Raw genomic sequence first — 24,647 nt, forward strand, 5'->3', positions numbered from 1 at the left:
AAAGGACGATCGATGAGCGCCGGGGATTTAACCCAGGATCAGAGCGTGCAGGCCCTGCTGCCGCCGGCCTGGCGCGAGCTGGTCGCGACATTTTGCATCGCCGTGGCGACGATCGGCTTTGCGCCGATCCTGCACCTCGCCAATCCAGCCCTGGCCATTGCCGTCGAGGTCCTCGTCGGCATCGCCATTATCTTGGCGGTTCCGACCTATGCGCCGGCGATCGCGATCTTCGTCCTGTTCTTCCAGAATCTGTTCGTCTCGATCCTGTCGCCGCTGGTCCCGCTGCCGTCCGATCTCGACTTCATCAAGGGCTATAACTTTCTCGTCTGCTCCGTCATGTGGCTGGCGACGTTCGGCCTCTACGTGCTGGGCCAGAGGAATCAATCGGCGGAGGTGAGCCGAATCATGCGCTGGGGCGTCGTCACCCTGGTCGTGGTGTCGCTGTATTTCGCGATCGGCTTCATCCAGGACGGGCAGCCGGCAGCGGTGTACTTGCGCAACATCGTGCTTCCGCTGTTCCTGTTTCAATTGGCGCTGCTGACGGCCGCGACTTATGAGGTGCGCATCACGCCGTTCCTGGTGACGCTCGCGGTCATCCTCATCTGTTGCGGCTATATCGAGCTCGCCTTTCGCGATGTCTGGCTGGCCATCACCAACGGCTATACGTTCTGGGGTTTCGACGAGCTGAAGGCGACCCATTCGGGCGTCTGGGAAGCCGAGATGCGGGCCACCGGCAACGTGCCCGTCACCCTCAAGGATCGTTTCAGCTTCGACTTTCTGAATACACCTCTGCTCGAAGGGTTCGGCCTGTCGAAGATGCTGCGCATCCACGGTCCGAACATGCACCCGATCAGCTTCGCCTACGGGATCGGCTTTCTCGGCCTGTTCCTGTTCTCGGTGGGGCGTCCGCTGCTGGCCCTCGCGGCCTTGCCGCTCCTGGTGTTCTGCAGCGTGAAGGGAGCGCTCATCGTCGTGGTGTTCGTGGCCGCGGCCTGGATCGCGACCCGGCTGCTTGGCGCGGTGGTGACGCTGTTGCTCGGCTTCCTCGGCTTGATCGCCTTTGCGATTCTGGCGATCCGCCTCGGCCTGCAGATCGGCGACTATCATGTCATTGGGCTGATGGGTGGCCTGGATGGATTCGTGCAGAGACCCTTCGGCCGAGGTCTCGGCATCGGCGGCAATTTGTCGGATAGTTATTTTTCCATCGATTGGAGCGCCGCGCAGGCGGCCGGGACGATCGATGGGGCGGTCGAAAGCGCGATCGGCGTGCTGCTCTACCAGATGGGCATCGGCGCCTTCGTGCCGCTTGCCTTCTATTTCGCGATGGCGCTCAAGGCCTGGCGTCTGTACGCGTCATCAGGATATCTGACGCAGGGTCTCGCCGGCTTCGGCGTCATGGTCGTGCTGCTCAACGGGTTGTTTCAGGAAGAGGCCTTGTTCGCGCCGCTGGCGCTGGGGCTGATGCTCTCGCTCACCGGCCTCGTCATCGGCAGCCATGTGAGGATGCAGACCGTCGCCCGCGAGGAGGCCGAGCTCGAGCGGCTCACCGGCTACCAACCGGTGACGTAGCTCGGCGTCGCTACGGCCGTCCCGCTTGGCGCGGTCCTTTGGGCTGCGACGCCATGCTGCGTGGCCGCTCCTCTGGCCCGTGCGCAGAGCGGAATCTTCGGCCGTTACGGCCACGTTTACCAATCACCGCAAGCAAATCGTAGCAGCGGCTTGGTATAGGCCTGCGACCGGGTGAGAAACATGCCGCTGCTCTACGTCCCGACCATCTACGTGCTGATGCTGGCAGTCATGGTGCTGCTCGGCGCGCTGACGTTTTTCGCGTGGCTGCAAAATCGTGCGGTTCGCGCCCTTGCCTGGTGGGGTGGCGCTGTGCTGGTGATGGCAGCCGCGCTTGGCCTGCTCTGCCTGCGCGGGGTGATCCCGGATGTCTATTCGGTCGATCTCGCCTACGTCTTCCTGTTCACCGCCTGCGCTCTGATGCTGGAGGGCGCGCGTTGCTTCGAAGGCCGGCGGGCGAGCCCCCTTCTTCTGGTTGCTGGCGCGGTGACGTGGATCGCGGCCTGTCAGATCCCGGCACTGTACGAGTCCGCCGCGGCGCGTATGATCATCGTCTCGGCTGCCATAGGCTCCTATTCCCTCGGCTGCGCCTACGTGCTGTGGACCGGCCGCGCCGAGCCGCTACTGTCGCGATGGCCGCTGATCGTGCTGACTGCGTTCGGCGGCGGCCTGTTTCTCGTGCGCATTCCGCTCTCCGTTGCGCATCCGCTCGCAGCGACGCCGGTTACGAGCTTCGAGGCACTGCAATCGTTCTGGTTCGCGATCGTAAGCACATTCACCCTGCTCTTCATCATCGCCATCAACTATCTGTTTCTCGCACTCACCAAGGAACGGAGCGAGCTCGTGCACAAGCGTGCCTCGATGACGGACGCGTTGACCGGTCTCGCCAACCGCCGCGCTTTCCTGCAATTCGGCGAGCAATGTCTGAAGGCGCCCGCGAACGGGACGATCGCGTTCCTGCTGTTCGATCTCGACTTGTTCAAATCGATCAACGACACCCATGGCCATGCGATGGGCGACCGCGTGCTGCGGTTGTTCGCACAGACGTTGTCCGCCAATCTGCCGCGAGGCGGCGTTGCGGGCCGGCTCGGCGGCGAGGAGTTCGCCGCGATCGTCAATGCACCCGACCGGCAGGCGGCGATCGCGGCCGCCGAGCGCGTGCGTGAGAGCTTTGCGGCGGTAGCCGGCGTCGTGGACGGGGTCGTGGTCGCAGCCACGGTCAGCGTCGGCCTCGCACATGCGGACAGTGAGCCCACCGGCATCGAGGCACTCTGCGAGCGCGCCGACAGGGCGCTCTACACGGCGAAGGCCCTCGGCCGCAACCGGGTCGAGAGCGCGGTGGACGAACTCGTTCCGCTCGTGCCCGATGCGTCTGCGGAGCATCGGATCCCGTCCTCCAAGCACGCGCGAGCCGCATCGAAGCGGGCAGCAGCCTGACCCTGAAATCTGCCTCGCACACAGGCGCGTCCAATCGCGCTGGAGCGTGGCGCATAGGCACGTGATGCCGACATTGGCTTAAGTCGTCCCGATCATCGCATTGTCATGCTTCGGTCATCTTAGCTGCATCGTACGTTGCTCTTTTCCCCGTGCGCCGGAGCCTCTTCGTTCCGATGACATCGGAAAAGCGCTCTGGGGAGAGCTGACATGCAACTGATCAAGACGATTTCGGCTGACCGCCGGCTGGTCCTCAAGGGCCTCGCGGCAGCAGCCGTGGCGCCCGTTGCGGTGCCGGCGATGGCGGCCGAGGGGCTTCCGGCGCAGCCGACCGGAACGGCCGCCGCGATCGCCACCGACAAGGCCTATTGGGCGGCCGTGAAAGGGCTCTATGCCGTGACGTCCGATGTCGTCAATTTCGAGAACGGCTATTGGGGCATTATGACTGAACCCGTGCGGCGCGAATTCATCCGCCAGTCCGACATGATCAACTATCAGAACACCTACTACGCGCGGCAGCGCGCCGGCGCGGATTTCGAGGCCGTGCGCGCCAAGGTGGCGGAGGCGGTCGGCGCCGCGGTGGAGGAGATCGCGCTCACGCGCGGCGCGACCGAAGCGCTGCAGCTTCTCATCGGCGGCTACAACAGGCTGAAGCCCGGCGACGGCGTGCTCTATGCCGATCTCGACTATGATTCGATGCAGTATGCGATGAACGCGCTTCGTGCGCGCCGCGGCGTCGACGTGGTCAAGTTCGACATGCCGGAGCCCGCCACCCGCCAGGCGGTGCTCGACGCCTATGCCCGCGCCATCGAGGCCAACCCGAAGACGAGGCTTCTGCTCCTGACCCATGTCAGCCACCGCACCGGCTTGGTGATGCCGGTCGCCGAGATCGCCCGCATGGCGAAGGCCAAGGGCATCGACACCATCGTCGACGCCGCCCATTCTTGGGGACAGATCGACTTCAGGGTGAGTGAGCTCGAGGCCGATTTCGTCGGCTTCAATCTGCACAAATGGATCGGCGCACCGCTCGGCGTCGGCTTCCTCTACATCAGGAAGGACCGCCTCGCGGCCATCGATCGCAACATGGGCGACGAGGATTTTGCCGAGACCGATATCCGCTCGCGGGTTCACACCGGCACGGTCAATTTCGCGACCGTGCTGACGGTGCCGACGGCGCTGGCGCAGCATCAGCAGATCGGCGCCGCGGCAAAGCAGGCCCGCCTGCGCCATCTGCGCGACTATTGGGTGAGCCGGGTCCGCGGATTCAAGGACATCGAGATCCTGACGCCGGACGAAGTCGGCTCATACGGCGCGATCACCTCGTTCCGCCTCGCCGGCAGGACCAGCAAGGCCGACAACGAGGCCATCGTGGTGAAGCTCCGCGACAGCCACAAGATCATGACGGTGCGCCGGGCCGGCGTCGCCAAAGGCCAATGCATCCGCGTGACGCCCGCGCTGTTCACCGACGAGGCCGATCTCGATCGCCTCGTCGAGGCGCTGGCGGTCATCACGGGGACGAAGACGGGGTGAAGTTGCGCGGGGGAGGGGCGAGACCGCGAAGCGGTCGTCTCGAAGGACGAGGCACGCCCTCGGGCTGCTCAAAAACTCACGTACGATTGTCGTGCCCGACGGCGCCAGTCGCCTCACCGCCACCCCAGCGCCGGCGCCACGTGCGTCAGGATCGCCTCGATCGCATGCGCGCAATAGGCGACGCCGAGCTGGTTGGGAATCGTCAGCAGCAGCGTGTCCGCCTCGGCAATCGCCTCGTCCTGGCGCAGCTGCTCAATCAGCACGTCCGGCTCGGCGGCATAACTCCGGCCGAAGATCGCGCGGGTCTGCGGGTCGATGAAGCCGATCTGGTCTTCGCCGCCGCGCTCGCCGCCGAAATAGGCGCGGTCGCGATCGTTCATCAGCGCAAAGATGCTGCGACTGACGGACACGCGGGGCTCACGGGTGTGGCCGGCCTCCTTCCACGCCGCGCGAAAGCTACGGATCTGCGCGGCCTGCTGCACGTGAAAGGCCTCGCCGGTCTCGTCGTTCTTCAATGTCGAACTCTGCAAATTCATGCCGAGCTTCGCCGCCCACACCGCCGTCGCGTTCGAGCCGGCGCCCCACCAGATCCGTTCGCGCAAGCCTTGCGCATGCGGCTCCAGACGCAACAGCCCGGGCGGATTTGGAAACATCGGCTGCGGATTGGGCTCGGCAAACCCTTCGCCGCGCAAGAGGTCGAGGAAGACCTCCGCGTGTCGCCGCCCCATGTCGGCATCGCTCTGGCCCTCGGCCGGGCGATAACCGAAATAGCGCCAACCGTCGATCACCTGCTCGGGCGAGCCGCGGCTGATGCCGAGCTGCAGCCGGCCGCCGGCGATGAGATCGGCGCTTCCCGCGTCCTCCACCATGTAAAGCGGGTTCTCGTAGCGCATGTCGATCACGGCCGTGCCGATCTCGATCCTGCTGGTCTTCGCGCCGACAGCCGCAAGCAGCGGAAAGGGCGAGGCGAGCTGCCGCGCGAAATGATGCACGCGGAAATAGGCGCCGTCGGCCCCTAACTGCTCCGCCGCGACCGCGAGCTCGATCGATTGCAGCAGCGTGTCCGCGGCCGAGCGGGTCTGCGACTGCGGCGAGGGCGTCCAGTGCCCGAAGGAGAGGAATCCGATTTTTTTCATGAGGGCAACGTATGGCTGATCGGAAGCGTTTGCGAGACGCTGGCCGAGGGAAAGATGGCAACATGGGGTGTCCTCGTAGGTCTCCGCCCGCGCCGGGCACCGTCAAAGCGAAAATTCTCGTTATCAACGGTGCGGACAAACCCCTCGTGAAGCGCGGGCAGATTCGATGCAGCGAAGGCCGACTATCGGATCATCGAATATCATGGCGCTGTGCATGCGTTCACCAACCCCGAAGCCACCGAGCTTGGCAAGAAGTTCAACCTGCCGCTTAGATACGACGCCAAGGCTGATCACGAAGCGAAGGCCGAAGCTGCCAAGCTCTTTGCTGCGGACCTACAAAAATGAACATCCACATGGGTGGGCTATACTGCGGAACGATCGACAGCTCGTTTAGACGCGAGATGAGGCTACAGCTTCGCTCCTGGCACCTTGCGTCGGGCCAGATCGACGAATCCGCTTCTGGCCCCAGAGCAGAGTCGGATAAATCTCGCGTCCGACACGAGCGCGTGGCACTACCAGCCATTTACTACGCGCAATGTGTCGCGCTTCTTCACATATAATCTGCCTATGCTGCCGTTGGCAGCACAATGAGCCGCAGAGCGACCTCACAAAGATCACTCCGATTTTTTGATGCCCATGCTCCCGTTCGCGCAAGCAGCGCAAAAAAGCAGAGCCTCCTCGGTCCCGATTTGGACACTGAGGAGGATCTCGTTTTGCCCCGCGGAGGCTGGAAAGCGCGACCGCGCTACCGACCTGGGGAGACTTTGGCCAGCACTGTAGTCGTTCGGTCGGCGCTGCTGGGTTCCTGTTGGCGCGAGGCCAAGGCGGGGGACGAAATGCCAGCCGCCGAGAACGCCTGTTCGGCGTTGGCCGGACCCAGCACCATGAACTGGTGCGGCGTGATCGGAAAGCCCACGACTTCATAAGTCGGCAGTTCCGCCGCCGTGGCTGCCATGCCACTCATCACGAAGGTTGCGGCGGCTGCGATTGACATTCGATACCTCATGGTAGTCTCCGTTCGCTGATGCTTGTCCCTGACCTCGCAGCCAGACTAGCTGCCTGCCGCAATGGACCTGTCGGCGCGAGCGTGATAAATTCGCAAAATCGTCGGACCGGGTGTTTTTGCACCCCGAGCAAAAGGGCCGGCGGAATGGCGAAGGCGAGCCTCGCAGTTCTCGGCAGTTTCCGGCTCCAGATGGACACCGGAGAGCCCATCCCTTTGGCCACCAAAAAGACGGCAGCCCTGTTGGCCTATCTGGCACTGCACGCGCCCGAGGCACAGGCGCGATCAAAGCTTGCGGCGCTGTTATGGGGCGACCACGACGAGCCGCAGGCCCGCGACAGTCTGCGACAGTCGCTGAGCCTTTTGCGCAAGGCATTGTCACACGCAGGTCCCGGCGCGTTGACTGCTCATGAGGACACAATCAGCCTTGCGCCGGCCGCTCTGGAGACCGACGCAAGGGCGTTCGAGAATCTCATCGCGAAACCGGAGGCCGAGGACCTGGAGCGGGCTATGGGCCTTTATCGCGGCGAATTCCTTGACGGTTTTCACGTCTCCGCGCCGGAGTTTGAAAGTTGGGCCGCAGCGGAACGTCAGCGGTTCCGTGAACTCGCTTTGGAGGGCATGGCGAAGCTGCTCGATCATCACCTGTCCGCTGGAGCGATCGAGCGCGGCATTCACATTGCAACACGGCTGCTTGCCGCAGATCCCTTGCAGGAGCGTGTTCATCGCTCTCTGATGGAGCTGTATGCGCGGCAGGGCAGGCAGGGCGCAGCGCTCCGCCAATATCGCACCTGCGCCGAGCTACTATCCAGGGAATTAGGAATCGAGCCCGACGCGCAGACCAAGACATTGCACCGCCAGCTCCTGCGAGAGTGGAACCGAACGCAGCCCAGAGTCTCTGTGGCGGGCCGATCGGTGCGAGAGGGCCCCGGCAGCGGGCTTGCCGATGACTTGGGAGCCACGAGAGGCTTGAACAAAAGTATTTCGCCATCACTACATGCGAATGCCGCGCCGGGTAATTTACCCGTGCAGACAACGAGCTTTCTCGGGCGCGACAGGGATCTCGCCAAAGCTAGCGGGATCCTTTCCGGCGCGCGGCTGGTCACGCTGACCGGCCCCGGCGGAATCGGCAAGACACGGCTCGCACTCCAGCTTGCGGCGACGATGCACGACAACTATCCGGATGGCACATGGCTGGTGGAGCTTGCCGCTTTCGATGATCCCAATGCGACCGGTCACGCCGTCGCCGACGTCTTCGGCATCACGCAGCAAGCTGGCAAGACGATCGAGCAAAGCGTCGCCAATGCGCTTGCCGGACGAAGCCTGCTTCTCATTCTCGACAATTGCGAGCACTTGATCGATGCGATAGCCGGCCTTGCACGGGAGATCCTGTCAACATGCCCGCATGTCAGCCTGCTGGCGACCAGCCGGGAGACGCTGATGGTCGACGGCGAGCGGACCTACCCGGTGCGTCCCCTCGAGTGCGGCGACGGAATCGATGCGCCAGCGGTGGAGCTGTTCGTGGAGCGCGCGCGGTTCGTGGAACCACACTTCGAACTCAATGGTGACGCTGACACGATCTGTGAAATATGCCGCCGCCTTGATGGGATTCCCTTGGCCATCGAGCTCGCAGCCGCCCGAACGCGGGCAATGAGTCCCACTCAGATCCGCGATCGGCTGCATGAACGCTTCCGCCTGCTCACCAGCGGGTCGCGACACGTCTTGAAGCGACATCAGACGCTGCGCCACGCCGTCGAATGGTCGTATGACCTGTTGTCGTCATCCGAGCAGGCCGTGCTTTCGCGCGCATCGGTATTTTCCGGAGGTTTCGGGCTGGAGGCTGCCGAGCGCATCTGTAGCGGCGGCGACATCGCGGCTGCCGATGTTCTCTATCTTCTCGACTCGTTGGTACGAAAATCGCTGCTCAGCGCCAAACGAGTCGGGAATACAATTCGCTACAGCCAGCTCGAAACGATCAGACAGTTTGCCGAGGAGCGGCTCGCGATGCTGGTTGAAATTGAGGTGGTTCGGGGACGCCATGCGCAATTTTTTGCGGAGGATGCCGAGGCGCACCACAGGATTTGGCGAAGCCCGCAGCAACTGATGGCCTATGCCTGGCTCGATCAGGAGGTGGACAATTTGCGCGCGGCGTTTCGGTGGGCGTGCAGCCAGGATGATATCGATGTTGCGGCCCGGATCGCATCCAGGGTCCCGAGCATGGCGGTCCTCCGCGTGCGCAGCGAACCGCTCAATTGGCCGACAGAGATTGTCGATGCGGCACGGCGCGTCGGCCATCGACGGCTCGGTGCCCTGCTGACCTACGCCGCAAAAAGGGCGTGGAACCTGGGACGTGTTCAAGAGGCGACGCTCTACGCCGAGGAAGCGATAGGGCTGATAGGCAATGCCAACTTTGATCCGCCGGTCTGGGCGTTCGCGGTTCTGGCCATGATTGCGTCCCGACAGGGCAATGCGGAAAGCGCTGTCAAATTTGCGCGTGCCGGCGCCGAGCACCCGGCGGACCGGCGCGAGCGGCAATGCCTGGCGACGCTTCCCTTCTACCTCGCAATGGCCGGCGCACATGACGAGGCGATGGCGATCGCCGATGACATTGTTGACAAGGTTGCGGCTGCACGAACTCCGAGTTCGCTCATCGCGGCGCTGTTTTCCAAGGGAAGAGCATTTAGCAAGGCCAACCCAGGGCGTGCCCTGGATGCGTTCGAGACGGCCCTTGCTCATGCAAGGACATCCGGTAACCGCTACTGGGAGATCGTCATCATCCCCGCCGTCGCGGAGTTGCAGGTGCGGAGCGGCGATCCGGGCAAGACGCTGCGAACCCTGCCGCGAATGCTCGAAATCTGGGGCCAATCGACGGAGATAGGACTTGCAACTCTCACCTTAGCTACCCTCATTCTGCTGTTTGAGCGACTTGGACACCCGGCGGTCGCGGCCACGCTCAGCGGCGCCCTCTCCCAAATGATCCCATCGACCAGCTTTTTCCAAGAACTGCCTGACACCCTTGCCCGCGTTCGTCATGTGCTGGGGGATAGCTCCTTCGAGAAGGCTAAAGCGCGCGGTGCCGCGATGACTCATCGCGAAATGGTCGATTACGCAGCCGATCGGGTCGAAAATGCGCTGAGTACACTGGGCGCATCAACCGCCAAACATCAACACTAGCGGTTGAGAAAGCAGTGACGTCTCAGGCGTAGGCCATCCAGCCGCGGAATGTGAAGCCGATGTAGAACAGGATTGGGTCCGAGAAGCCAGCCTCGCGCCCAAAATCGCCTCATCCTGCGCGGGCTCCAGAATTTCCAGATGGTTGGTGACGTCCCGCGCGGCCGCCGCCTTGTCGGGCGGCAAATCCTGCTGGTCTTCGCGCCGACAGCCGCCAGCAGCGGAAAGGGCGAGGCCAGCTGGCGCGCGAAATGATGCGCGCGCAAATAGGCGTCGTCGGCCCCTAACTGCTCCGCCGCGACCGCAAGCTCGATCGATTGCAGCAGCGTGTCCGCGGCCGAGCGGGTCTGCGACTGCGGCGAGGGCGTCCAGTGCCCGAAGGAGAGGAATCCGATTTTTTTCATGGGCGTCATTTAATGATGGGTGGGACGGCGTCAACCACCTGCACGGATGCCGCCGCTCTCTGACGAGGCAATTGCAAAATGTTCGGCGCGCTCGACCAGGAGGTTCAGAAAGCTTCGCGCGCGCGGCGACATCCAGTGCGTCTCCGGATAGACCGCATGCAGGGGCAGGGCGGCGATCGTATAGTCCGGAAGCACATGCTCGAGCTCGCCGCTGCGAAGTCCGTCCGCCGCATTCCAGTCGGGCAGGATGGCGATGCCGAGATGATGCATCGTCGCCTCCTGCATCGCATCGGCATCGTCGACGTGAATGGGACCGTTGATCGATGCCACGTGTCGGCCGTGCTCGGACTCGAAGGCCCATTGGTGTGCCGGCGACATCCTGGAATAGACGATGCATTGGTGTGAGCTGAGGTCATCGGGTGTCCGTGGCATCGGACGCCCGTGCAGATAGGTGGGTGTCGCAACCAAATGGCGCTGCACGGTGCCGAGCCGGCGGGCGACCAATGTGCTTGCCTCCAGATGTCCAATCCGCAAGGCAAGCTCGATGCCCTCTTCCACCAGGTTGACGAAGCGCTCGCTGAAGCGGATGTCGACCCGGACCTCCGGATAATTGCGCACATATTCGGCGATGACGGGCATCATGTAGCGTCGTCCGAACGACGACGGCACGCCGATCCTGAGCGTGCCCGTCGGGCGCGGCGCCGCTTCTTCGACACTCGACCGCGCCATGTCGAAGCTGCCGAGGATCTGGCGCGCGAGATCGTAGATGCGGTGTGCCTCGGCTGTCGGCTTGAGCGTGCGGGTCGTGCGCAAAAATAGCTGCGTGCCGAACTCGCTCTCCAGCATCGCGATGCGCTTGCTGATCGCGGGCTGGCCGATCCCGAGCTCCTTGGCCGCCGCCGAGAAGCTGCCGCCCTCAAGGGTGCGAACGAAGGCGCGCAGGCAGTCGATCCGGTCCATGATCTATTCCGATCCGGAATAAATTATATCCCAGTTATTCCGTAGTGCGCAACAAGATGGGCCGGTAGGCTTCCTGAAAACACGCGATCACAACGCAGCAAACAGGGGAGGAAGACCACGTGGCACGCAACGTCGGAATCGTCGGGGCCGGGATCGCCGGCCTGCATCTCGCGCTTTTCCTGCAGAAGCATGGCGTGGACGCCACCGTCATCACCGATCGGCCGCCCGAGGATTACCGCAACATCCGGCTGCTCAACACCGTCGCGCATCATCACGTGACGATCGCGCGCGAGGACTATCTCGGCGTCAACCACTGGGCCGACCCCAAAGATCACTATTACTACCATGATCACGTCTTCAATTTCCCGCAGCCCCTGAGCTTTCGCGGCAATTTCTCGAAACCGAGCCGCGCCGTCGACTACCGGATCTATCTTCCTGCCTTGATGAACGACTTCGTCAGCCGGGGCGGCAGGATCGAATATCGCCGCATCGAGGAGCGCGACATCCGTCCGCTGGTCGCGCGCTTCGATCTCCTGGTCGTGTCGACCGGCAAGGGTCCGCTGGGCCAGCTCTTCACTTACCGGCCGGAGCACACGCCCTATTCGCAGCCGCAACGGCGGCTGTGCGTCGGGCTCTACACCGGTGTGCGGCAGCCCGATCCCATGAACGTCACGCTGTCGGTCTCGCCCGGGCATGGCGAGATGATCGTGATCCCGACCATCACCTTCGGCGGCATCGCCAACGCGCTGCTGATGGAGAATGTGCCGGGAGGCGACATGGAGGAGCTGGCGACGCTCAGCTACGACGACAATCCAAAGCACTTCCTGAAGGTGCTGCTGGGCAAGCTGGAGAAGCACCACCCGACCACCTACGACCGTATCGATACCGCGCGCTTCGACCTGGCGCAGCCGCAGGACCTCCTGCAAGGCGGCGTGGTGCCGACGGTGCGCAATACGATGGTCGAATTCGACGACGGCAAATGCGCGATCGCGCTCGGCGACGTTCATGCGATCGTCGATCCCATGATGGGGCAGGGGGCCAACGTCGCCTCCTATGCGGCCTTCGTGCTCGGCGAGGAGATCGTAAACGCCGACGCGCTCGACGCGCGCCTCTGCGAGAAGATCGATTTGAAACGGCAAGACCGCGTGCTTGCGGCCTCGCGCTGGACCAACGTCATGCTGCAGCCGCCGACGGAAGCGCTGGGCATGCTGATCGGTGCGATGAGCCAGAATCCGGCGCTGGCCAACGAGTTCACCGAAAACTTCAACTATCCGGACCGGCAGTGGGACCGCATTTCCACGCCGCAGCGCATCCAGGCCTGGATCGAACGCATGTCGGCGCCGCCAGAGCCCGTCAGGGCGATTGCGTGAGGACCGATGCGAGCGGAGACTGAGATGCCGCGCGCCAATCCGGCCTCGTTCCGCGAAGCCGCATCGCGCTTTGCGACCGGCGTCGCGGTGCTGACTGCGCTGGACGAGCACGGCCGCGTCTGCGGCATGACCGCGAACAGCTTCGTCACCGTGAGCCTGTCGCCGCCGACCGTGCTGGTCTCGGTGATGGCGGGGCGGATGCACCGGGCAATCTCCGCGACCGGCCGTTACTGCGTCAACGTCCTGCCGGACCACGGCCGGGATCTGTCGCGGCATTTCGCCAGCCAGCCGAACACCGGCGCCAGTCCGGATTACGACATCGTGGATGGCCTGCCCCGCCTTTCGGGATGCATCGCCTACTTCGCCTGCGAGGTCACGCGACACGTCGATGTCAGCGATCACACGCTGATCATCGCCGAAGTCTCGAGCTGCGACCATGGCGACACCACGCCGCTGGTGTTCTTTTCCAGCCGGTATCATCTCGGCCCCGGCGTCCCCGTCGATCGGTGACGCGCCTCACGCGTAGATCACCCGGCCGCGGAAAGTGAGCGCGGTATAGAACAGGGTCGGGTCGGAGAAACCGGTCTCGCGCAAGATCGCCTCGTCGAGGGAAAGATGGCGTCAAGGCGTGCACCCGTAAGCGCACCACGCAACGAAGTCAGATCGTTCGACTCGATCTGCCATGCCCAGACGCGCCCTCAGATCTCGCAGCCGGTCACATTCAAAGCCTTGAGCAAGCCGCCGAACGCCTTGAGCCGACAGGGTTCGGTCTCGCTGACAGCCTTTGCGCGCTGAACATTGGCGGTTCGCTTGACGACAATTGGCTTTGGCTTTGGCTTTGGCTTGGGAGGTTCGGCGGTCGCGGTCAGCTTCGGTTTGCTTCGATGACGGACGATCGGTTCCAGCGCGGACGAACCGACATGGACGTTTTGCGGAGCAACGGGGTTTTCGACTGAAGCTGCCTCTGTCGGCATCGCGCTGCTCACAGCGGCAATTTCGAGGCGATCGGCCTTCGCCAACGCATCATGCGGAGCAGGGATGCCTGCGTCATGCGCGGCGGGCGGCTGGGCCATCGCGACGGTGCGGCGCGGTGGAGCGCTCAGCTCCATGGCCGACAGCATTCCCACACTCAACAGGATGAGGAGGCCCAACAACGCCATTCTCAGCATAACGCGCCTCTCACCTGGCTTAGTGCCGCTGAAAATCCTCCGCTGCAATGAGGCAACTTTGCCGGCGGCTGCCGGCTCGCGAGGAATCATTTGCCGACAGGGTTAACGTCGGTGATGTTCCTGCACGTGCCGAAAGTGCCGCCGCTTACGTGTGGCTTCCGCGCGCAGACCGTCCCTGGCCACAGTCTGTTCGGCCCTGAACTGAACATCACGAGAGCCATAGTCATGTCTGCTGTTTTGAGGGAAACCGGACACCGCCTGACCCATCGGCCGACAGCTGCTTTTGGACCGGAAGCGGACAATTAGGTGGGGTCCTGGTCAGGGCATTGGGCCGCGGCCTGATACCCGGCGAAGCGGCGACGATCTCAGGCCCGGTCTTCGCCAGCTTCACCGGGCCACGCCGAAGCGGGTCGCATCGCCCGTTTCATTTAACGCGCCGGCAGAACCAAACGCGAGTTCAGGCTGGATCGATAGAAAAGATATCGTCGGCTTCGAGACGCATGGCGTCGCGGCATTCGCACGCGACCGCTGCGAGCCGCGATGGGTCGATCTCGATTTCGCCTCGCCGTTCAGATCTGATCGCTCCGGAAGCGCGCAGATTGTGCATCAGGAGCGTCACCGTCGTCCGTCGCACGCCCAGTATTTGCGAAAGCGTCTCCTGGGTGAGCGGGAGGACGTCGTGGTCGACGCGGTCGCGAAGATGGAGCAGCCAGCGTGCCATGCGGGCTTGGACCGGATGCAGCGCATTGCAGGCTCCGCCGATTTGTAGCTGTATCAGCATCGCCTTGAAGTGAAGCTGGACAGCGTGGCGGATCGCGGGGCTCCGGCTAAAAGCCGCGTGGAAACGCGATGCGGGGATCCGCGAGGCGGTGCCGGCGGCACGAACGATGGCGGTAACGGCCGCAGGGGACGGCCCCAGCACGGAAAGAGTGCCTACTGCTCCCTCGCGCCCTATCGCAGCGCTGGCGACCGTCTGCCCGTTCGCCATCTCGATCATCACCGAAATGGCGCCACTATGAGGGAACAGGACATGCTCGGTCTGCTCACCCGCCCGCGAGATGACCGCGTCCCGATCGAGCGCGACCATCTCTAGGTCTGATGCCAGCAGACCGAGATCTGCCACCGGTAGTGCTGCGAGAAGTCGGTTCTCAATTCCGCCGGGATGCGTCACCGTAGCCCACCGCGAACAACATTTCGAGCGGCATAGGACGGCAAACTCGAACTTTGTTTGAAACCGAGTACACTTCGCGCTGCGAAATCCAAGTCAGCTGCGGAAGCTCTCAATCTCAAAAATAAAACTCCAAACACGCGCGACCGTGAGGCGACGTTTTATCTTGCGCCATCATTGATGGACTTAGATTCAAGCGCCACGCGGCACAATTGCAAAATGCGTATGGGTAACACCATAGGGGGTTCCAATTTCCGGAGCGCGGCAAACGCTACGGTGAGAGAGTTGCGCGAACCATGCCTCTCACTGCGATCGGTGCACGATGAGCACAAGCTACTGGAAGCGGGCATTTAGGAATTCCGCCGGCACACTGGCGGACGCTTGCTCTATCGGCCGCATAGCCGCTTGGGTGCCACGTCATCGACTTTCAAAATGATCACGTCGCAGCCCCCGGAGCTTGCTGTCGACCGCGACGTTGAACAACGCCAGATCACGGATTCGATCCTCAACCTGAAGCTTGGTCCGGATCGACCAAACGTGCTTCGGGCGGAGTGGCGGCTTCGCACCAATGATCTTCCCCTTGTTCCACGGGACGCTGTTGGACGCTCTCTGCAGTGCTCATGATGACCTCCTCAGTTAACGAGGCCGATCACCTTTGAACCTGTAATCTCTGAATCTACGTCGGCTTCCGGCTGCATCAAACCCGATCGTCGCGGACTGCTGAACATCGAGCGGGCGCACCCCAACGCGGCTGGCACCGGGCTCCTTTTCAATGCTTACCCCGAGCAGGGAACTTCCCACCCCCTGCGATATCCCCGTTATGCACAGTCACTCCCCGACATACCTTCGTTTGAATTGACAATCTCAAAAAAAGTTTGAGCGAGAGTCACAAACCGAACCGACATTTCCGCTTCTCGCAGCACAAAGTCGTATCGGGTCGGGGCTAGATCAAGGCTCATCCAAAATCTGTCGAACACAGAGCGTGAGCTCTCGTGACGCAAGCGAGCGTTGCGAGGAATGCTTTCGCTTGAGAAAGGGAATGTTGCGTGAGTGAAAGCGAAATGAAAATGCCGCCGAACGGAACGAACGTTTTCGAGATGCCATGGCTGGATTTCTCGAAGGTCGTGTTTCCTGGCATGGGGCGCGAGCTTGCCGAGCAAGGTCTCGCCCGCGCACGGGAAGGCTGCGAGAAGATCAAGGCCGCATCGGAAGAGATGACGCAGGCGCTGCGTGAGACCTATTCGAGCAATGCGAGATGCACGACCGACTACGGGCTCAAGCTGTTCGAAATCTCAAACGCCAATGCGGCTTCTGCGCTCGATTTCTTCGTCCATCTGTTCGGCAGCAAGTCAGCCACCGATGCCTATGCATTGTCGGCGGCGCAAGCGCGCAAGGTGTTCGACACCGCCTCTGAGCAGAACAAGGAATTGTGGGCGCTTGCCCAGAAGGTCGCGACGGAAACGGGTGAGCCGATCAGGAAGCACTTCACCAGGGGCCTCCACCAAGACGGCTAAGAAAGCGCGCTTTCATGTACGGATTCGTTTGAAGAGGATCCGGCTGGTTGGAACACGCCCAGCTGAGCGAGCACGCCCCACTGCCCATGCTCGATCAACAAGGTGCGCGATGCCCCCCAAGTACCCCGCACTGACGAGAGGCGCATTTCAACCGGCCGGGCTTTTCTGCAAACTACAACAAAGACAAATCGCAAGGGAGGGCAACGTGGGAATGGTCATGGTCAAATGTCCGCAAACCGGGCACGCGATTCCCACCGGAATCAAGTCTGATCTCGAGAGCTTTGGACGCCGCGCGGTGTTTTTCTCGCGCACCCGTTGTCCGATCTGCCGCACCGATCACCCGTGGTTCGCGCGAGAAGCCTGGGTCGACGAGCCGGGCATCCGGACCGCGCCGTCGTAGCGCAGGCTTCCCGGAAGTACCCCAACGGCGAACGGATTTGTTGACCTTGTCTCGGTCCCGGCGGCCTTTAGGCGCAAGCTGCATGACCGGTTCATGGATTTCAGCCGCGGCAAGATGTGAGACATTCATGAACCCTCTATCAACGAGCGACGTACTCCTTACGGCCGCGATCATGAGCGTCACTTGCCTGGCCGAGATCGGGCTCTTTATTCTGATTGGAATGCTTTGAAAGGAACGGGCGATCTGGGCAGGCGCCCAGCCGATCCGAGCTCTAGGACTCCGCAAGCTTGACAGCGGGGAACTGCAGACATCACCCGAGGCCGCAGAAAGGCCAAAAGGACTGCCAATTTTCTCCAGCCTTTCTCCCTACGAATCGCGCTGATCAGCCCATAAGATGGCGCGAGCTTGGAGCGATCGCGATCCGCCCCTCATCATGAGGAGGAACGTCGAGATCATTGACTGCATTGAGTAGTCGAGCGCCTTGAACAGTCGCCTCCAGCCTCAGGAGCGAACGGTGTCGAGATCACCGGTTTCGAAGGACGAACTTGAGCGAATTGCGCTGCAAGAGATCCGGAGTTTTCCAGGCACAGAAAAGGTTGTCTCCATCGAAGTTGAGTTCGGGCCAGATTACCGACCCGGCACCACAGAGTGGAGGCTGCATGTCGTCGCACAGGAAGGCTGCGATCTTGCGCGCGTTCAATACGCAGCAAAGACGACCAACGACCGGCTCAAACGTCGCTATGATATCCGATCAAACTGACCGGACTGCTCTACATCAAGCCGATTGCTCGGCCGGAGTAGAGACCACATCGGCCCCAGCCCGGAGGTTTTTCCGGATCGAAAAAGAGCTGGAACCGAGGGCAGAACCGCCGTGGCCTGTGTCGCGGGCTAATGAATCGTGACTGCACGCCCGGGGCGTATCCGGCTTTGCATGATGCTCGGCCGGTTGGCGAAGCCGTGCCGCCTCAAGCGTAGGCCACCCAGCCGCGGAACGTGAACCCGGTATAGAACAGGGTCGGCTCGGAGAAGCCGGCCTCACGCAAGATCGCTTCGTCCTGCGCGGGCGTGAGGATTTCCAGATGATTGGTGACGGCGTTCCGCGCGGCCGCGGCCTGCTCGGGCTCGACGCCGGAGGCGGCCAGGAACGCGGAGTACCGCGACAGCCAGAGCGGACGTTCCTCATCGCCATCGGGCGCGCTCAAATGCGCGACCACGAAGGGCGCGCGCGGCTTCAGCCGGCGGCGAACCTCCGAGGCGATGCGGCGTCGCTCCGCGACATCGACGAAGTGCAGCGTCAGCAGGCAGCTGGCCCCGTCGAACGGTCCGTCCGGTGCATCGTCGATATAGCCCTGGTGAAGACGCGCGTGCGATGCGAGCGGGCCCAGGGTCTGCCCGGCGAGCGCCAGCATCGCCGCGGAGGGGTCCACGCCGTCGAAGCTCCAGCGCGGCTGCGCTTGCGCAAACGTCTTCAACTCGAGGCCGCCGCCGGCGCCGAGCACGAGGATGCGCGCATCGTCACGCGCACGCTCGGCCAGCAGGATCGCCGCCATCGACAGCATGGCATTGTAGCCGGGCACGAAGCGTGGTGGGCCTTCCGTGTATCGCGCCACGGCCTGCGGATCGGAGAACATGGTTTGAATGTCGGTCATGATGTTGTCCTTGCCGAATGGGCCGATCACGCACCATGGGCGCGCATGCCTTGAAGCTTGCGGGAGCCGAGCCGCTTGCGAAAATCCTCGCTCAGCATCGCCAGCGTCACCTCGCCGAGGCGCGACAGCAGCAGCGCCTCCGCATCGTGAAAGGCCTGATCGAGCGCGGCATTGACGGCCTGTTCGACGAGGCAGCCGGGTGCCTCCGTCCGGTTGCCCATGGCCAACAGCGCCGGGCTGCCAAGCGCGGTATAGACGTCGCGCAGCGTCACCTTCGAAAGATCGCAGGCCAGCCGCCAGCCGCCGCCATGCCCTTTCTCGGAGCGGACATAACCGAGCTCGCGCAGGCCCGCCATGATGCGCCGGATCACCACCGGGTTGGTGTCCATCGCCTTCGCCAGCGTCTCGGACGTGAACGGGCCGGGCTGTTGCGCCATGTGCAGCAGCACATGCAGCACGCCGGATAATCGGGAGTCTCGTCTCATGTAATTTTTTATGTTACATGATGACGTTCGAGTCAATCGGTTTCCGTCGCGGGGTGGACGTCAGGACTTCCGCGTGGACGACGTCAGGGTATTCTACGACGTTGCCGGCGCGACCGCCGAAATTCTGGCGATCGTTGCCAAATCGGAGGCCGAGGCATGGCTCGCACAATTCGGAAATCCGGAGTGAAAGAGGTTCCGCTCTCCGAGATCAAGGATGATCTGTCTCGCTACCTTCGCGAGGCCGAGACGCAGGAGATTGTCATCACGCGCCACGGCAAGCCGGCCGGCGTGTTGATTGGTTTCGAATCGGAGGACGCCTGGTTCGAATACCGCTTGGAGCATGACGCTCGCTTCCTGCAGCGCGTCGAGCAGGCGCGCAACAGTTTGCGCGCGGGGCGCGGTGTGAAGCTTGAGGATATCGATACGGTGTAGAGCCTCGGCCGGCTCTATCCCACTTATCCGACGATGCCATCATGCGCCTGTGTTGCCCGACGGTGCAACGGCGTTCTGCCCGACCGGTCAACATTCTCTGCATCCGCCTAAGCCATTGAACCCGCTAGGGCCGGCTACTGTGCATGGGGTTGTTTTCGACTTTTTGGTTCGGCGGGCCCAATAGACCGAGGTCGCCATGCTGATTTGTCACGGTGACGCCGCCGCGCGCGAGGGCAACAATCGGCCAGGGCACCGCACGGACTTTCCTGACCTCGCGCGGCGCCCGTTTTCATCCATCCATTTTTTCGGAGGCGCATCATGCAGGTTTACAACGTGGTCAAGTTTAGGGTGAAGGTAGGTGAGGAAGCCGCCTTCCTCGACGCGCACCGGAATGGCAAGGCCGAATGGCCGGGCCTGGAGCACGGCGTCATCATCAAGACCGGTGAGCAAACTTTTTGCCTCATCGGCACCTGGTCCAGCCAGGATGCGCTGGTCGCGGCACGGCCAGCGATGATCAAGACCCTCGACAGTTTCCGGTCCGTGCTCGAGGATCAGGGCAACGGACGCGGCATGACGGATGCGGTTTCGGGCGAGGTGGTGCTCGATCTCTAGCAGGCGAGCTTTCCGGCTACTTCATCACCCGCAGGCCCTTGGTCGTGAACCGCTGGGTCTTCTCGCCCGGACGGACCGGCCGCCGCGTGCCGGCGGCCTTGCCGGTGCCGGGCGGCTGGTGTGCTGGGACCAACTGGTGCGGCTGCGAGCCGATCAAATCGGCGCGGCCCATCGCTTTCAGCGCCTCGCGCAGCACCGGCCAATTGTCGGGGTCGTGATAGCGCAGGAAGGCCTTGTGCAGGCGGCGCTGGCGCAGGCCCTTGATCGCCTCGACCTTGTCGCTGCCGCCGTGGCGCACACCGCGCAAGGGATTGACGCCGGTGTGGTACATCGCGGTCGCCGTCGCCATCGGCGAGGGCAGGAAGGTCTGCACCTGGTCGGCGCGGTAGCGGTTCTTCTTGAGCCACAGCGCGAGGTTCATCATGTCCTCGTCGGTCGTGCCCGGATGTGCCGCGATGAAATAGGGGATCAGATAGTATTTCTTGCCGGCGCGTTCGGCCGCTTCATCGAACATGCGCTTGAACTTGTTGTAAGCGCCGATGCCCGGCTTCATCATCTTGTCGAGCGGGCCGCGCTCGGTATGCTCAGGTGCGATCTTCAAGTAGCCGCCGACGTGATGGGTGACGAGCTCCTTGATGTATTCGGGACTCTCGACCGCGAGGTCGTAGCGCACGCCGGAGGCCACCATCACCTTCTTGATGCCCTTGGTCTCGCGCACCTTGCGATAGAGCCGGATCAGATCGTCATGCGAGGTGTTGAGGTTCGGGCAGATCTCGGGGAAGACGCAGGACGGCCGCCGGCACGCCGCCTCGACCTTCGGATCCTTGCACGCCATCCGGTACATGTTGGCGGTGGGGCCGCCGATGTCGGAGATCACGCCGGTGAAGCCGGGTGTCTTGTCGCGGATTTTTTCGATCTCGCGCAGGATAGAACCTTCGGAACGGTTCTGGATGATGCGGCCCTCGTGCTCGGTGATCGAGCAGAAGGTGCAGCCGCCGAAACAGCCGCGCATGATCGTCACCGAGAATTTGATCATGTCCCAGGCGGGAATCTTGGCTTCGCCGTAGGACGGATGTGGCGCGCGCGCATAGGGCAGATCGTAGACCGCGTCCATCTCGTCGCTCGTGAGCGGGATCGGTGGCGGGTTGAGCCAGAGGTCGCGGTCGCCATGGCGCTGCACCAGCGGCCGCGCGTTGCCGGGATTGCTCTCCCGGTGCAGCACGCGTGACGCCCGCGCATAGGCTTCCTTGTCCTGCTCGACCTGCTCCAGCGCCGGCAGCCGGATCACGGTCGCGCCCTTCTGGCGCGTTGCGCCCTCGTCGGCGGAATCGAGATCGTCGGCGTGCAGCTCGGTGTAGTCAGCAGGGACCTTGCGGAACAGTGCGACGCCCCTGATGTCGTCGAGCGCGCGCGGCGCTTCGCCGGCGGCGAGGCGCTGCGCCACCTCGACCACGGCACGCTCGGCATTGCCGTACAGCAGGAGGTCGGCCTTGGCATCGGCCAGCACCGAGCGGCGCACCTTGTCGGACCAGTAGTCGTAATGCGCGATCCGGCGCAGCGAGGCCTCGATGCCGCCGAGCACGATCGGAACATCCTTGAACGCCTCGCGGCAGCGCTGCGCGTAGACGACGGTGCAGCGGTCCGGCCGCTTGCCGCCTTCGCCGCCGGCCGTATAGGCATCGTCATGGCGCAGGCGGCGATCCGCGGTGTAGCGGTTCACCATGGAGTCCATGTTGCCGCCGGTGACGCCGAAGAACACCCGTGGCTTGCCGAGCGCCTTGAAGGGCTCGGCCGAATGCCAGTCCGGCTGGGAGATAATGCCGACCCGAAACCCCTGCGCCTCCAGCAGGCGGCCGATGATCGCCATGCCGAAGCTCGGATGGTCGACATAGGCATCCCCGGTCACCAGCACGATGTCGCAGGCGTCCCAGCCGAGCGTATCCATCTCGGCGCGACTCATCGGGAGGAACGGTGCCGGCTTGCGCGCCTGCGCCCGGGCCATCAGCGGCTTTTCGGCGGTGATCATCTGGGTGTCCATGGCGCCTACGCATAGGACTCCGAGGCCATGAATTCAACCGACGGGCGCGTGAAAGATCCGGTTCCGTGGGGCTTCCCTCAGGGCGGCGAGGAAAACGTCTGCTCGATCCGGGCCGCGAAGGAGATCAGGCGCGCCTCGCTATGCGGCGGGCCGACGATCTGCAAGGAGACCGGCATGCCGGCCCCATCGCGGCCGGCGGGCACCGCCAGCGCGGGGCAGCCGAGGATCGACCAGACATATGTGATCATGATCCAGTCGATGTAGGTCTCCGACGCTGTCCCCTCGATCTCGGCCGGCCACATCATCTCGACGGGGAAGGGCGCAACCTGCGTGGTCGGGCAGATCAGGACGTCGAAGTCGCTGAAGAAGAGATGCATGCGCCGGTAGATTGCCGCCCGCTGTTCCATTGCGGACGCGATGTCTCTTGCGGACAGGCTTTCACCATGCGCGATGTCACCGGCGACCTCTGGCGTGAAGCCATCGCGCGATTGCGGCCAAAGCCTGCCCCAGGCGGCAAGATAGGCCAGACCCCGCAGCGCGCGGATCACCGGCGGCAGTCCTGCGACGTCAGGTGCGGCCTCGCTGATCCCGCAGCCGGCGCGCTGGAGCCGATCGATCGCGCCGCGGAAGCCGGAACGAATGCTGCGATCGACCGGCAGCAGGCCGAGATCCTCGGACACCGCTACCCGCTTCGCCCATCTGGGTCGTGCGGCGGCGTTTCGGAATGACGCGGGCTGCTCCCGCGACAACAGATCGGGCGGATGGAAGCCGGCCATCGCATCCAGCATCATGGCAAGATCGGGAATCGTCCGCGCCATCGGGCCCTCGACGAAAACGGTGTCGAACGGATCGGAGAGCGGCTTTCTTGGCACGAGGCCCGGTGTGGGCCTCAGCCCCGCAACACCGCAGAACGCGGCCGGCGTGCGCAGGCTGCCGCCGACATCGTTGCCATGGGCGAGATAGACCTGATGCGCGGCCAGTGCCGCCGCGGACCCGCCGGAGGAACCTCCCGACGTCAGTGCAGGAAAGAACGGATTGCGCGTCGCACCGAACAGTGCGTTCGTGGTGTTGGCGCCGCCGAGCTCCGACAGATTGCTCTTGCCAACGACGATGGCGCCGTTGCGCTGGAGATGGTCGATCGCGGGATTCGATATGTCGGGGGCGCCACGGGCTGTCAGCTTGCTACCGCCGCTGGTCGGCACGCCGGAGACGTCGGTGTTGTCCTTGACCGCAAGCGGAAGGCCGCAGAGAAGGGGCCAATCCTCGCCGGCCGCGGTTCTCTCCATAAGCCGCCGTGCTTCACCTCGTGCAGCTTCGAAGCAGCGAACCGGAATCGCGTTGATGCGCGCATCCGTCGCCTCGATCCTGCCGATCGCGGCATCGACCACATCGAGCGGCGACGCATGGCCTTTGCGAATCTCGGCGATGGCGTCGACGGCGGACAGCGCAAGAATGCCGGTGGGCGGCGCAAGGCCGGACGCATCGCTCATGTCTATGTCCGGATCGCGGCGGTGGACCCGCGCACCACGAGCGCCGGCTGAAGCTGGATCGATCTCGCCTCGTCCTCGACGCCGGCGCGTCCTTCCGAAATTCGCGACAGCAGGGTCGAGATCGTGGTTTGGGCGATCGCCTCGAACGGCTGCGTCACGACGGTCATGCCCGGCCGCACCAGCCCGGCCCATGGAGGCTCGTCCACCGCGATGATGGAGAGGTCGTCGGGAATGGTGAGGCCGCTTTCGGCAATGGCGCGAAGCAGTCCGAGCGAAAGATGATTGTTGGTGGCGAAGATCGCGGTCGGTCGCTGCGCACCCCGGAGCAGCCGCATTGCGGCGGCATGACCGGCGGCCTCCGAAAAATTGTCCTTCTCGATCAGCCGTTCGTCGAGCGTGATACCGCGCGCGGCTAGGCCGCTTCTCAGTCCGTCGAGACGATGGCGCGCGATCTGATGCTCGGGCGATCCCATGATCACGGCGATGCGGCGATGGCCGAGATCGTCGAGATGTTCGGCCGCGAGCCGTCCGAGTGCGAGATTGTCGGTCGTGACCGAATCGAGGTCGAGCCCTTCGATGCGTCGATCCACCAAAATGCCGGGCATCGGCAGGTTCGCAAGCGCCGCCTGGCGTCCGCTCCAGCCGCGCCGCGTCGGGATGACGATGGCGCCGTCGGCACGCTGCGACAGCAGCATGGCCAGATGCCGCTCCTCGCGCTCGGGGTCTTCGGCACTGTTGCACAGAATGACCGAATAGCCGGCCGCGCTCGACAACCGCTCGATGCTTTCGACCAGCTTCAGGAAATAGGGATTGGCGAGATCCGCCACCAGCAGCCCGAGAATGCGCGTGGCGCCGCTGCGCAGGCTGCGGGCGCTGGCATGCGGTGCATAGCCGAGCTTGCGTGCTGCCGCATTGACGCGCTCCTGAAGGAGTTCGCTGACCTTGCCCGACCGATTGAGCGTCTTCGACACGGTGGCGACGGAGACGCCGGCGAGCCGGGCGACCTCATGAATGGTGGGCAGCGGCCCTGCCGACATTGGCTCTCCTTATGTTAAACGTTTTTGTATTGCTGAGACCGACTCCAGGCAAGTCAAAAAGACAATAAGAAATGCACTA

Annotated in this window: 21 protein-coding genes and 4 pseudogenes; 11 read left to right on the forward strand and 14 right to left on the reverse strand. The window is 63.4% G+C overall.

All coding sequences use genetic code 11. The annotated features are described in order from the left end of the window. The first annotated feature begins 12 nt into the window (after window positions 1-12). From IVA79_RS33965 to IVA79_RS33975, 3 genes are all read left to right on the forward strand, one after another. Entirely contained in the window at window positions 13-1,569 is a 1,557-nt protein-coding gene (locus IVA79_RS33965) for a hypothetical protein (RefSeq protein WP_247561469.1), read from the forward strand. 180 nt (window positions 1,570-1,749) lie between these two features. Continuing rightward, on the forward strand, window positions 1,750-3,003 hold the full coding sequence (locus tag IVA79_RS33970) for a GGDEF domain-containing protein (protein ID WP_247561470.1): 1,254 nt from the start codon (window positions 1,750-1,752) through the stop codon (window positions 3,001-3,003). Between the two features lie 207 nt (window positions 3,004-3,210). Next, window positions 3,211-4,530 (forward strand): aminotransferase class V-fold PLP-dependent enzyme, encoded by a 1,320-nt coding sequence (locus tag IVA79_RS33975; RefSeq protein WP_247561472.1) that lies wholly within the window; start codon window positions 3,211-3,213, stop codon window positions 4,528-4,530. Between the two features lie 113 nt (window positions 4,531-4,643). On the opposite strand, the gene IVA79_RS33980 is transcribed toward IVA79_RS33975, so the two are convergent. After that, a complete protein-coding gene (locus tag IVA79_RS33980; protein WP_247561474.1) occupies window positions 4,644-5,666 on the reverse strand; it encodes an LLM class flavin-dependent oxidoreductase in 1,023 nt (340 codons plus the stop codon). A gap of 210 nt (window positions 5,667-5,876) precedes the next feature. Between IVA79_RS33980 and IVA79_RS33985 the strand changes: the two genes are divergently transcribed. After that, the gene (locus IVA79_RS33985; RefSeq protein WP_247561476.1) at window positions 5,877-6,011 is read left to right on the forward strand and encodes a hypothetical protein; all 135 of its coding nucleotides are present in this window, start codon (window positions 5,877-5,879) and stop codon (window positions 6,009-6,011) included. Window positions 6,012-6,411: 400 nt separating this feature from the next. Here IVA79_RS33985 and IVA79_RS33990 read toward each other — a convergent pair whose 3' ends face one another. After that, window positions 6,412-6,660: a hypothetical protein gene (locus IVA79_RS33990; protein ID WP_247561478.1), complete on the reverse strand. Its 249-nt coding sequence runs from the start codon at window positions 6,658-6,660 to the stop codon at window positions 6,412-6,414. A gap of 156 nt (window positions 6,661-6,816) precedes the next feature. On the opposite strand from IVA79_RS33990, the gene IVA79_RS33995 reads away from it, so the two are divergent. Beyond that, window positions 6,817-9,843: a BTAD domain-containing putative transcriptional regulator gene (locus IVA79_RS33995; protein WP_247561480.1), complete on the forward strand. Its 3,027-nt coding sequence runs from the start codon at window positions 6,817-6,819 to the stop codon at window positions 9,841-9,843. Between the two features lie 22 nt (window positions 9,844-9,865). Here the strand turns inward: IVA79_RS33995 and IVA79_RS34000 are convergent. From IVA79_RS34000 to IVA79_RS34010, 3 genes and pseudogenes are all read right to left on the reverse strand, one after another. After that, window positions 9,866-10,026, reverse strand: a pseudogene (locus tag IVA79_RS34000) (methyltransferase); the annotation flags it as partial. Further along, window positions 10,026-10,244: pseudogene (locus tag IVA79_RS34005) on the reverse strand (LLM class flavin-dependent oxidoreductase); the annotation flags it as partial. The pseudogenes IVA79_RS34005 and IVA79_RS34000, both read right to left, overlap by 1 nt. Before the next feature lie 30 nt (window positions 10,245-10,274). Beyond that, window positions 10,275-11,204, reverse strand: coding sequence for a LysR family transcriptional regulator (locus IVA79_RS34010; protein WP_247561481.1), 930 nt, complete (start codon window positions 11,202-11,204; stop codon window positions 10,275-10,277). A gap of 119 nt (window positions 11,205-11,323) precedes the next feature. On the opposite strand from IVA79_RS34010, the gene styA reads away from it, so the two are divergent. Further along, window positions 11,324-12,574, forward strand: coding sequence for a styrene monooxygenase subunit StyA (gene styA, locus IVA79_RS34015; RefSeq protein WP_247561483.1), 1,251 nt, complete (start codon window positions 11,324-11,326; stop codon window positions 12,572-12,574). A gap of 24 nt (window positions 12,575-12,598) precedes the next feature. Further along, window positions 12,599-13,084 (forward strand): styrene monooxygenase NADH-dependent flavin reductase subunit StyB, encoded by a 486-nt coding sequence (gene styB / locus IVA79_RS34020; RefSeq protein ID WP_247561485.1) that lies wholly within the window; start codon window positions 12,599-12,601, stop codon window positions 13,082-13,084. A 6-nt stretch (window positions 13,085-13,090) separates the two neighbouring features. Here styB and IVA79_RS34025 read toward each other — a convergent pair. The 4 genes and pseudogenes from IVA79_RS34025 to IVA79_RS34040 form a co-directional block, all read right to left on the reverse strand. Then, a pseudogene (locus IVA79_RS34025) lies at window positions 13,091-13,180 on the reverse strand (methyltransferase); the annotation flags it as partial. Between the two features lie 92 nt (window positions 13,181-13,272). After that, window positions 13,273-13,743: a hypothetical protein gene (locus IVA79_RS34030; protein ID WP_247561486.1), complete on the reverse strand. Its 471-nt coding sequence runs from the start codon at window positions 13,741-13,743 to the stop codon at window positions 13,273-13,275. Between the two features lie 457 nt (window positions 13,744-14,200). Then, the gene (locus IVA79_RS34035) at window positions 14,201-14,914 is read right to left on the reverse strand and encodes a Crp/Fnr family transcriptional regulator (protein ID WP_247561489.1); all 714 of its coding nucleotides are present in this window, start codon (window positions 14,912-14,914) and stop codon (window positions 14,201-14,203) included. A 410-nt stretch (window positions 14,915-15,324) separates the two neighbouring features. Next, window positions 15,325-15,526: pseudogene (locus IVA79_RS34040) on the reverse strand (integrase); the annotation flags it as partial. Between the two features lie 431 nt (window positions 15,527-15,957). On the opposite strand from IVA79_RS34040, the gene IVA79_RS34045 reads away from it, so the two are divergent. Both IVA79_RS34045 and IVA79_RS34050 read left to right on the forward strand, forming a co-directional pair. After that, a complete protein-coding gene (locus IVA79_RS34045; protein WP_247561491.1) occupies window positions 15,958-16,425 on the forward strand; it encodes a phasin family protein in 468 nt (155 codons plus the stop codon). Between the two features lie 205 nt (window positions 16,426-16,630). Continuing rightward, window positions 16,631-16,825, forward strand: coding sequence for a hypothetical protein (locus IVA79_RS34050; RefSeq protein ID WP_247561493.1), 195 nt, complete (start codon window positions 16,631-16,633; stop codon window positions 16,823-16,825). A 965-nt stretch (window positions 16,826-17,790) separates the two neighbouring features. Here IVA79_RS34050 and IVA79_RS34055 read toward each other — a convergent pair. Together IVA79_RS34055 and IVA79_RS34060 are read right to left on the reverse strand one after the other, a co-directional pair. Next, window positions 17,791-18,474, reverse strand: a complete 684-nt coding sequence (locus IVA79_RS34055; RefSeq protein WP_247561495.1) for a class I SAM-dependent methyltransferase — start codon at window positions 18,472-18,474, stop codon at window positions 17,791-17,793. A gap of 26 nt (window positions 18,475-18,500) precedes the next feature. Next, entirely contained in the window at window positions 18,501-18,959 is a 459-nt protein-coding gene (locus IVA79_RS34060; protein WP_247561497.1) for an Rrf2 family transcriptional regulator, read from the reverse strand. Window positions 18,960-19,142: 183 nt separating this feature from the next. Between IVA79_RS34060 and IVA79_RS34065 the strand changes: the two genes are divergently transcribed. Further along, a complete protein-coding gene (locus tag IVA79_RS34065; RefSeq protein WP_247561499.1) occupies window positions 19,143-19,391 on the forward strand; it encodes a type II toxin-antitoxin system Phd/YefM family antitoxin in 249 nt (82 codons plus the stop codon). Between the two features lie 318 nt (window positions 19,392-19,709). After that, window positions 19,710-20,003: a DUF718 domain-containing protein gene (locus IVA79_RS34070; protein WP_247561502.1), complete on the forward strand. Its 294-nt coding sequence runs from the start codon at window positions 19,710-19,712 to the stop codon at window positions 20,001-20,003. Between the two features lie 16 nt (window positions 20,004-20,019). On the opposite strand, the gene IVA79_RS34075 is transcribed toward IVA79_RS34070, so the two are convergent. From IVA79_RS34075 to IVA79_RS34085, 3 genes are all read right to left on the reverse strand, one after another. Beyond that, a complete protein-coding gene (locus IVA79_RS34075; protein ID WP_247561504.1) occupies window positions 20,020-22,041 on the reverse strand; it encodes a YgiQ family radical SAM protein in 2,022 nt (673 codons plus the stop codon). A 77-nt stretch (window positions 22,042-22,118) separates the two neighbouring features. Next, window positions 22,119-23,531, reverse strand: coding sequence for an amidase family protein (locus IVA79_RS34080; protein WP_247561506.1), 1,413 nt, complete (start codon window positions 23,529-23,531; stop codon window positions 22,119-22,121). Window positions 23,532-23,533: 2 nt separating this feature from the next. Beyond that, complete coding sequence (locus IVA79_RS34085) at window positions 23,534-24,568, reverse strand: LacI family DNA-binding transcriptional regulator (RefSeq protein WP_247561508.1); 1,035 nt, start codon at window positions 24,566-24,568, stop codon at window positions 23,534-23,536. Window positions 24,569-24,647 lie beyond the last annotated feature (79 nt).

Source organism: Bradyrhizobium sp. 138, from assembly GCF_023074075.1.
Classification (GTDB): Bacteria; Pseudomonadota; Alphaproteobacteria; order Rhizobiales; family Xanthobacteraceae; genus Bradyrhizobium.

Bases quoted from the DNA above. Each gene is read 5' to 3' on its own strand.
- IVA79_RS34060 (WP_247561497.1), bottom strand. From the start codon at position 18,959: ATGAGACGAGACTCCCGATTATCCGGCGTGCTGCATGTGCTGCTGCAC.
- IVA79_RS34070 (WP_247561502.1), top strand. From the start codon at position 19,710: ATGCAGGTTTACAACGTGGTCAAGTTTAGGGTGAAGGTAGGTGAGGAA.
- IVA79_RS33995 (WP_247561480.1), top strand. From the start codon at position 6,817: ATGGCGAAGGCGAGCCTCGCAGTTCTCGGCAGTTTCCGGCTCCAGATG.
- IVA79_RS34085 (WP_247561508.1), bottom strand. From the start codon at position 24,568: ATGTCGGCAGGGCCGCTGCCCACCATTCATGAGGTCGCCCGGCTCGCC.
- IVA79_RS33990 (WP_247561478.1), bottom strand. From the start codon at position 6,660: ATGTCAATCGCAGCCGCCGCAACCTTCGTGATGAGTGGCATGGCAGCC.
- styB (WP_247561485.1), top strand. From the start codon at position 12,599: ATGCCGCGCGCCAATCCGGCCTCGTTCCGCGAAGCCGCATCGCGCTTT.
- IVA79_RS33980 (WP_247561474.1), bottom strand. From the start codon at position 5,666: ATGAAAAAAATCGGATTCCTCTCCTTCGGGCACTGGACGCCCTCGCCG.
- IVA79_RS33975 (WP_247561472.1), top strand. From the start codon at position 3,211: ATGCAACTGATCAAGACGATTTCGGCTGACCGCCGGCTGGTCCTCAAG.
- IVA79_RS34080 (WP_247561506.1), bottom strand. From the start codon at position 23,531: ATGAGCGATGCGTCCGGCCTTGCGCCGCCCACCGGCATTCTTGCGCTG.
- IVA79_RS33965 (WP_247561469.1), top strand. From the start codon at position 13: ATGAGCGCCGGGGATTTAACCCAGGATCAGAGCGTGCAGGCCCTGCTG.
- IVA79_RS34055 (WP_247561495.1), bottom strand. From the start codon at position 18,474: ATGACCGACATTCAAACCATGTTCTCCGATCCGCAGGCCGTGGCGCGA.
- IVA79_RS34075 (WP_247561504.1), bottom strand. From the start codon at position 22,041: ATGGACACCCAGATGATCACCGCCGAAAAGCCGCTGATGGCCCGGGCG.
- IVA79_RS34030 (WP_247561486.1), bottom strand. From the start codon at position 13,743: ATGCTGAGAATGGCGTTGTTGGGCCTCCTCATCCTGTTGAGTGTGGGA.
- IVA79_RS34010 (WP_247561481.1), bottom strand. From the start codon at position 11,204: ATGGACCGGATCGACTGCCTGCGCGCCTTCGTTCGCACCCTTGAGGGC.
- IVA79_RS33970 (WP_247561470.1), top strand. From the start codon at position 1,750: ATGCCGCTGCTCTACGTCCCGACCATCTACGTGCTGATGCTGGCAGTC.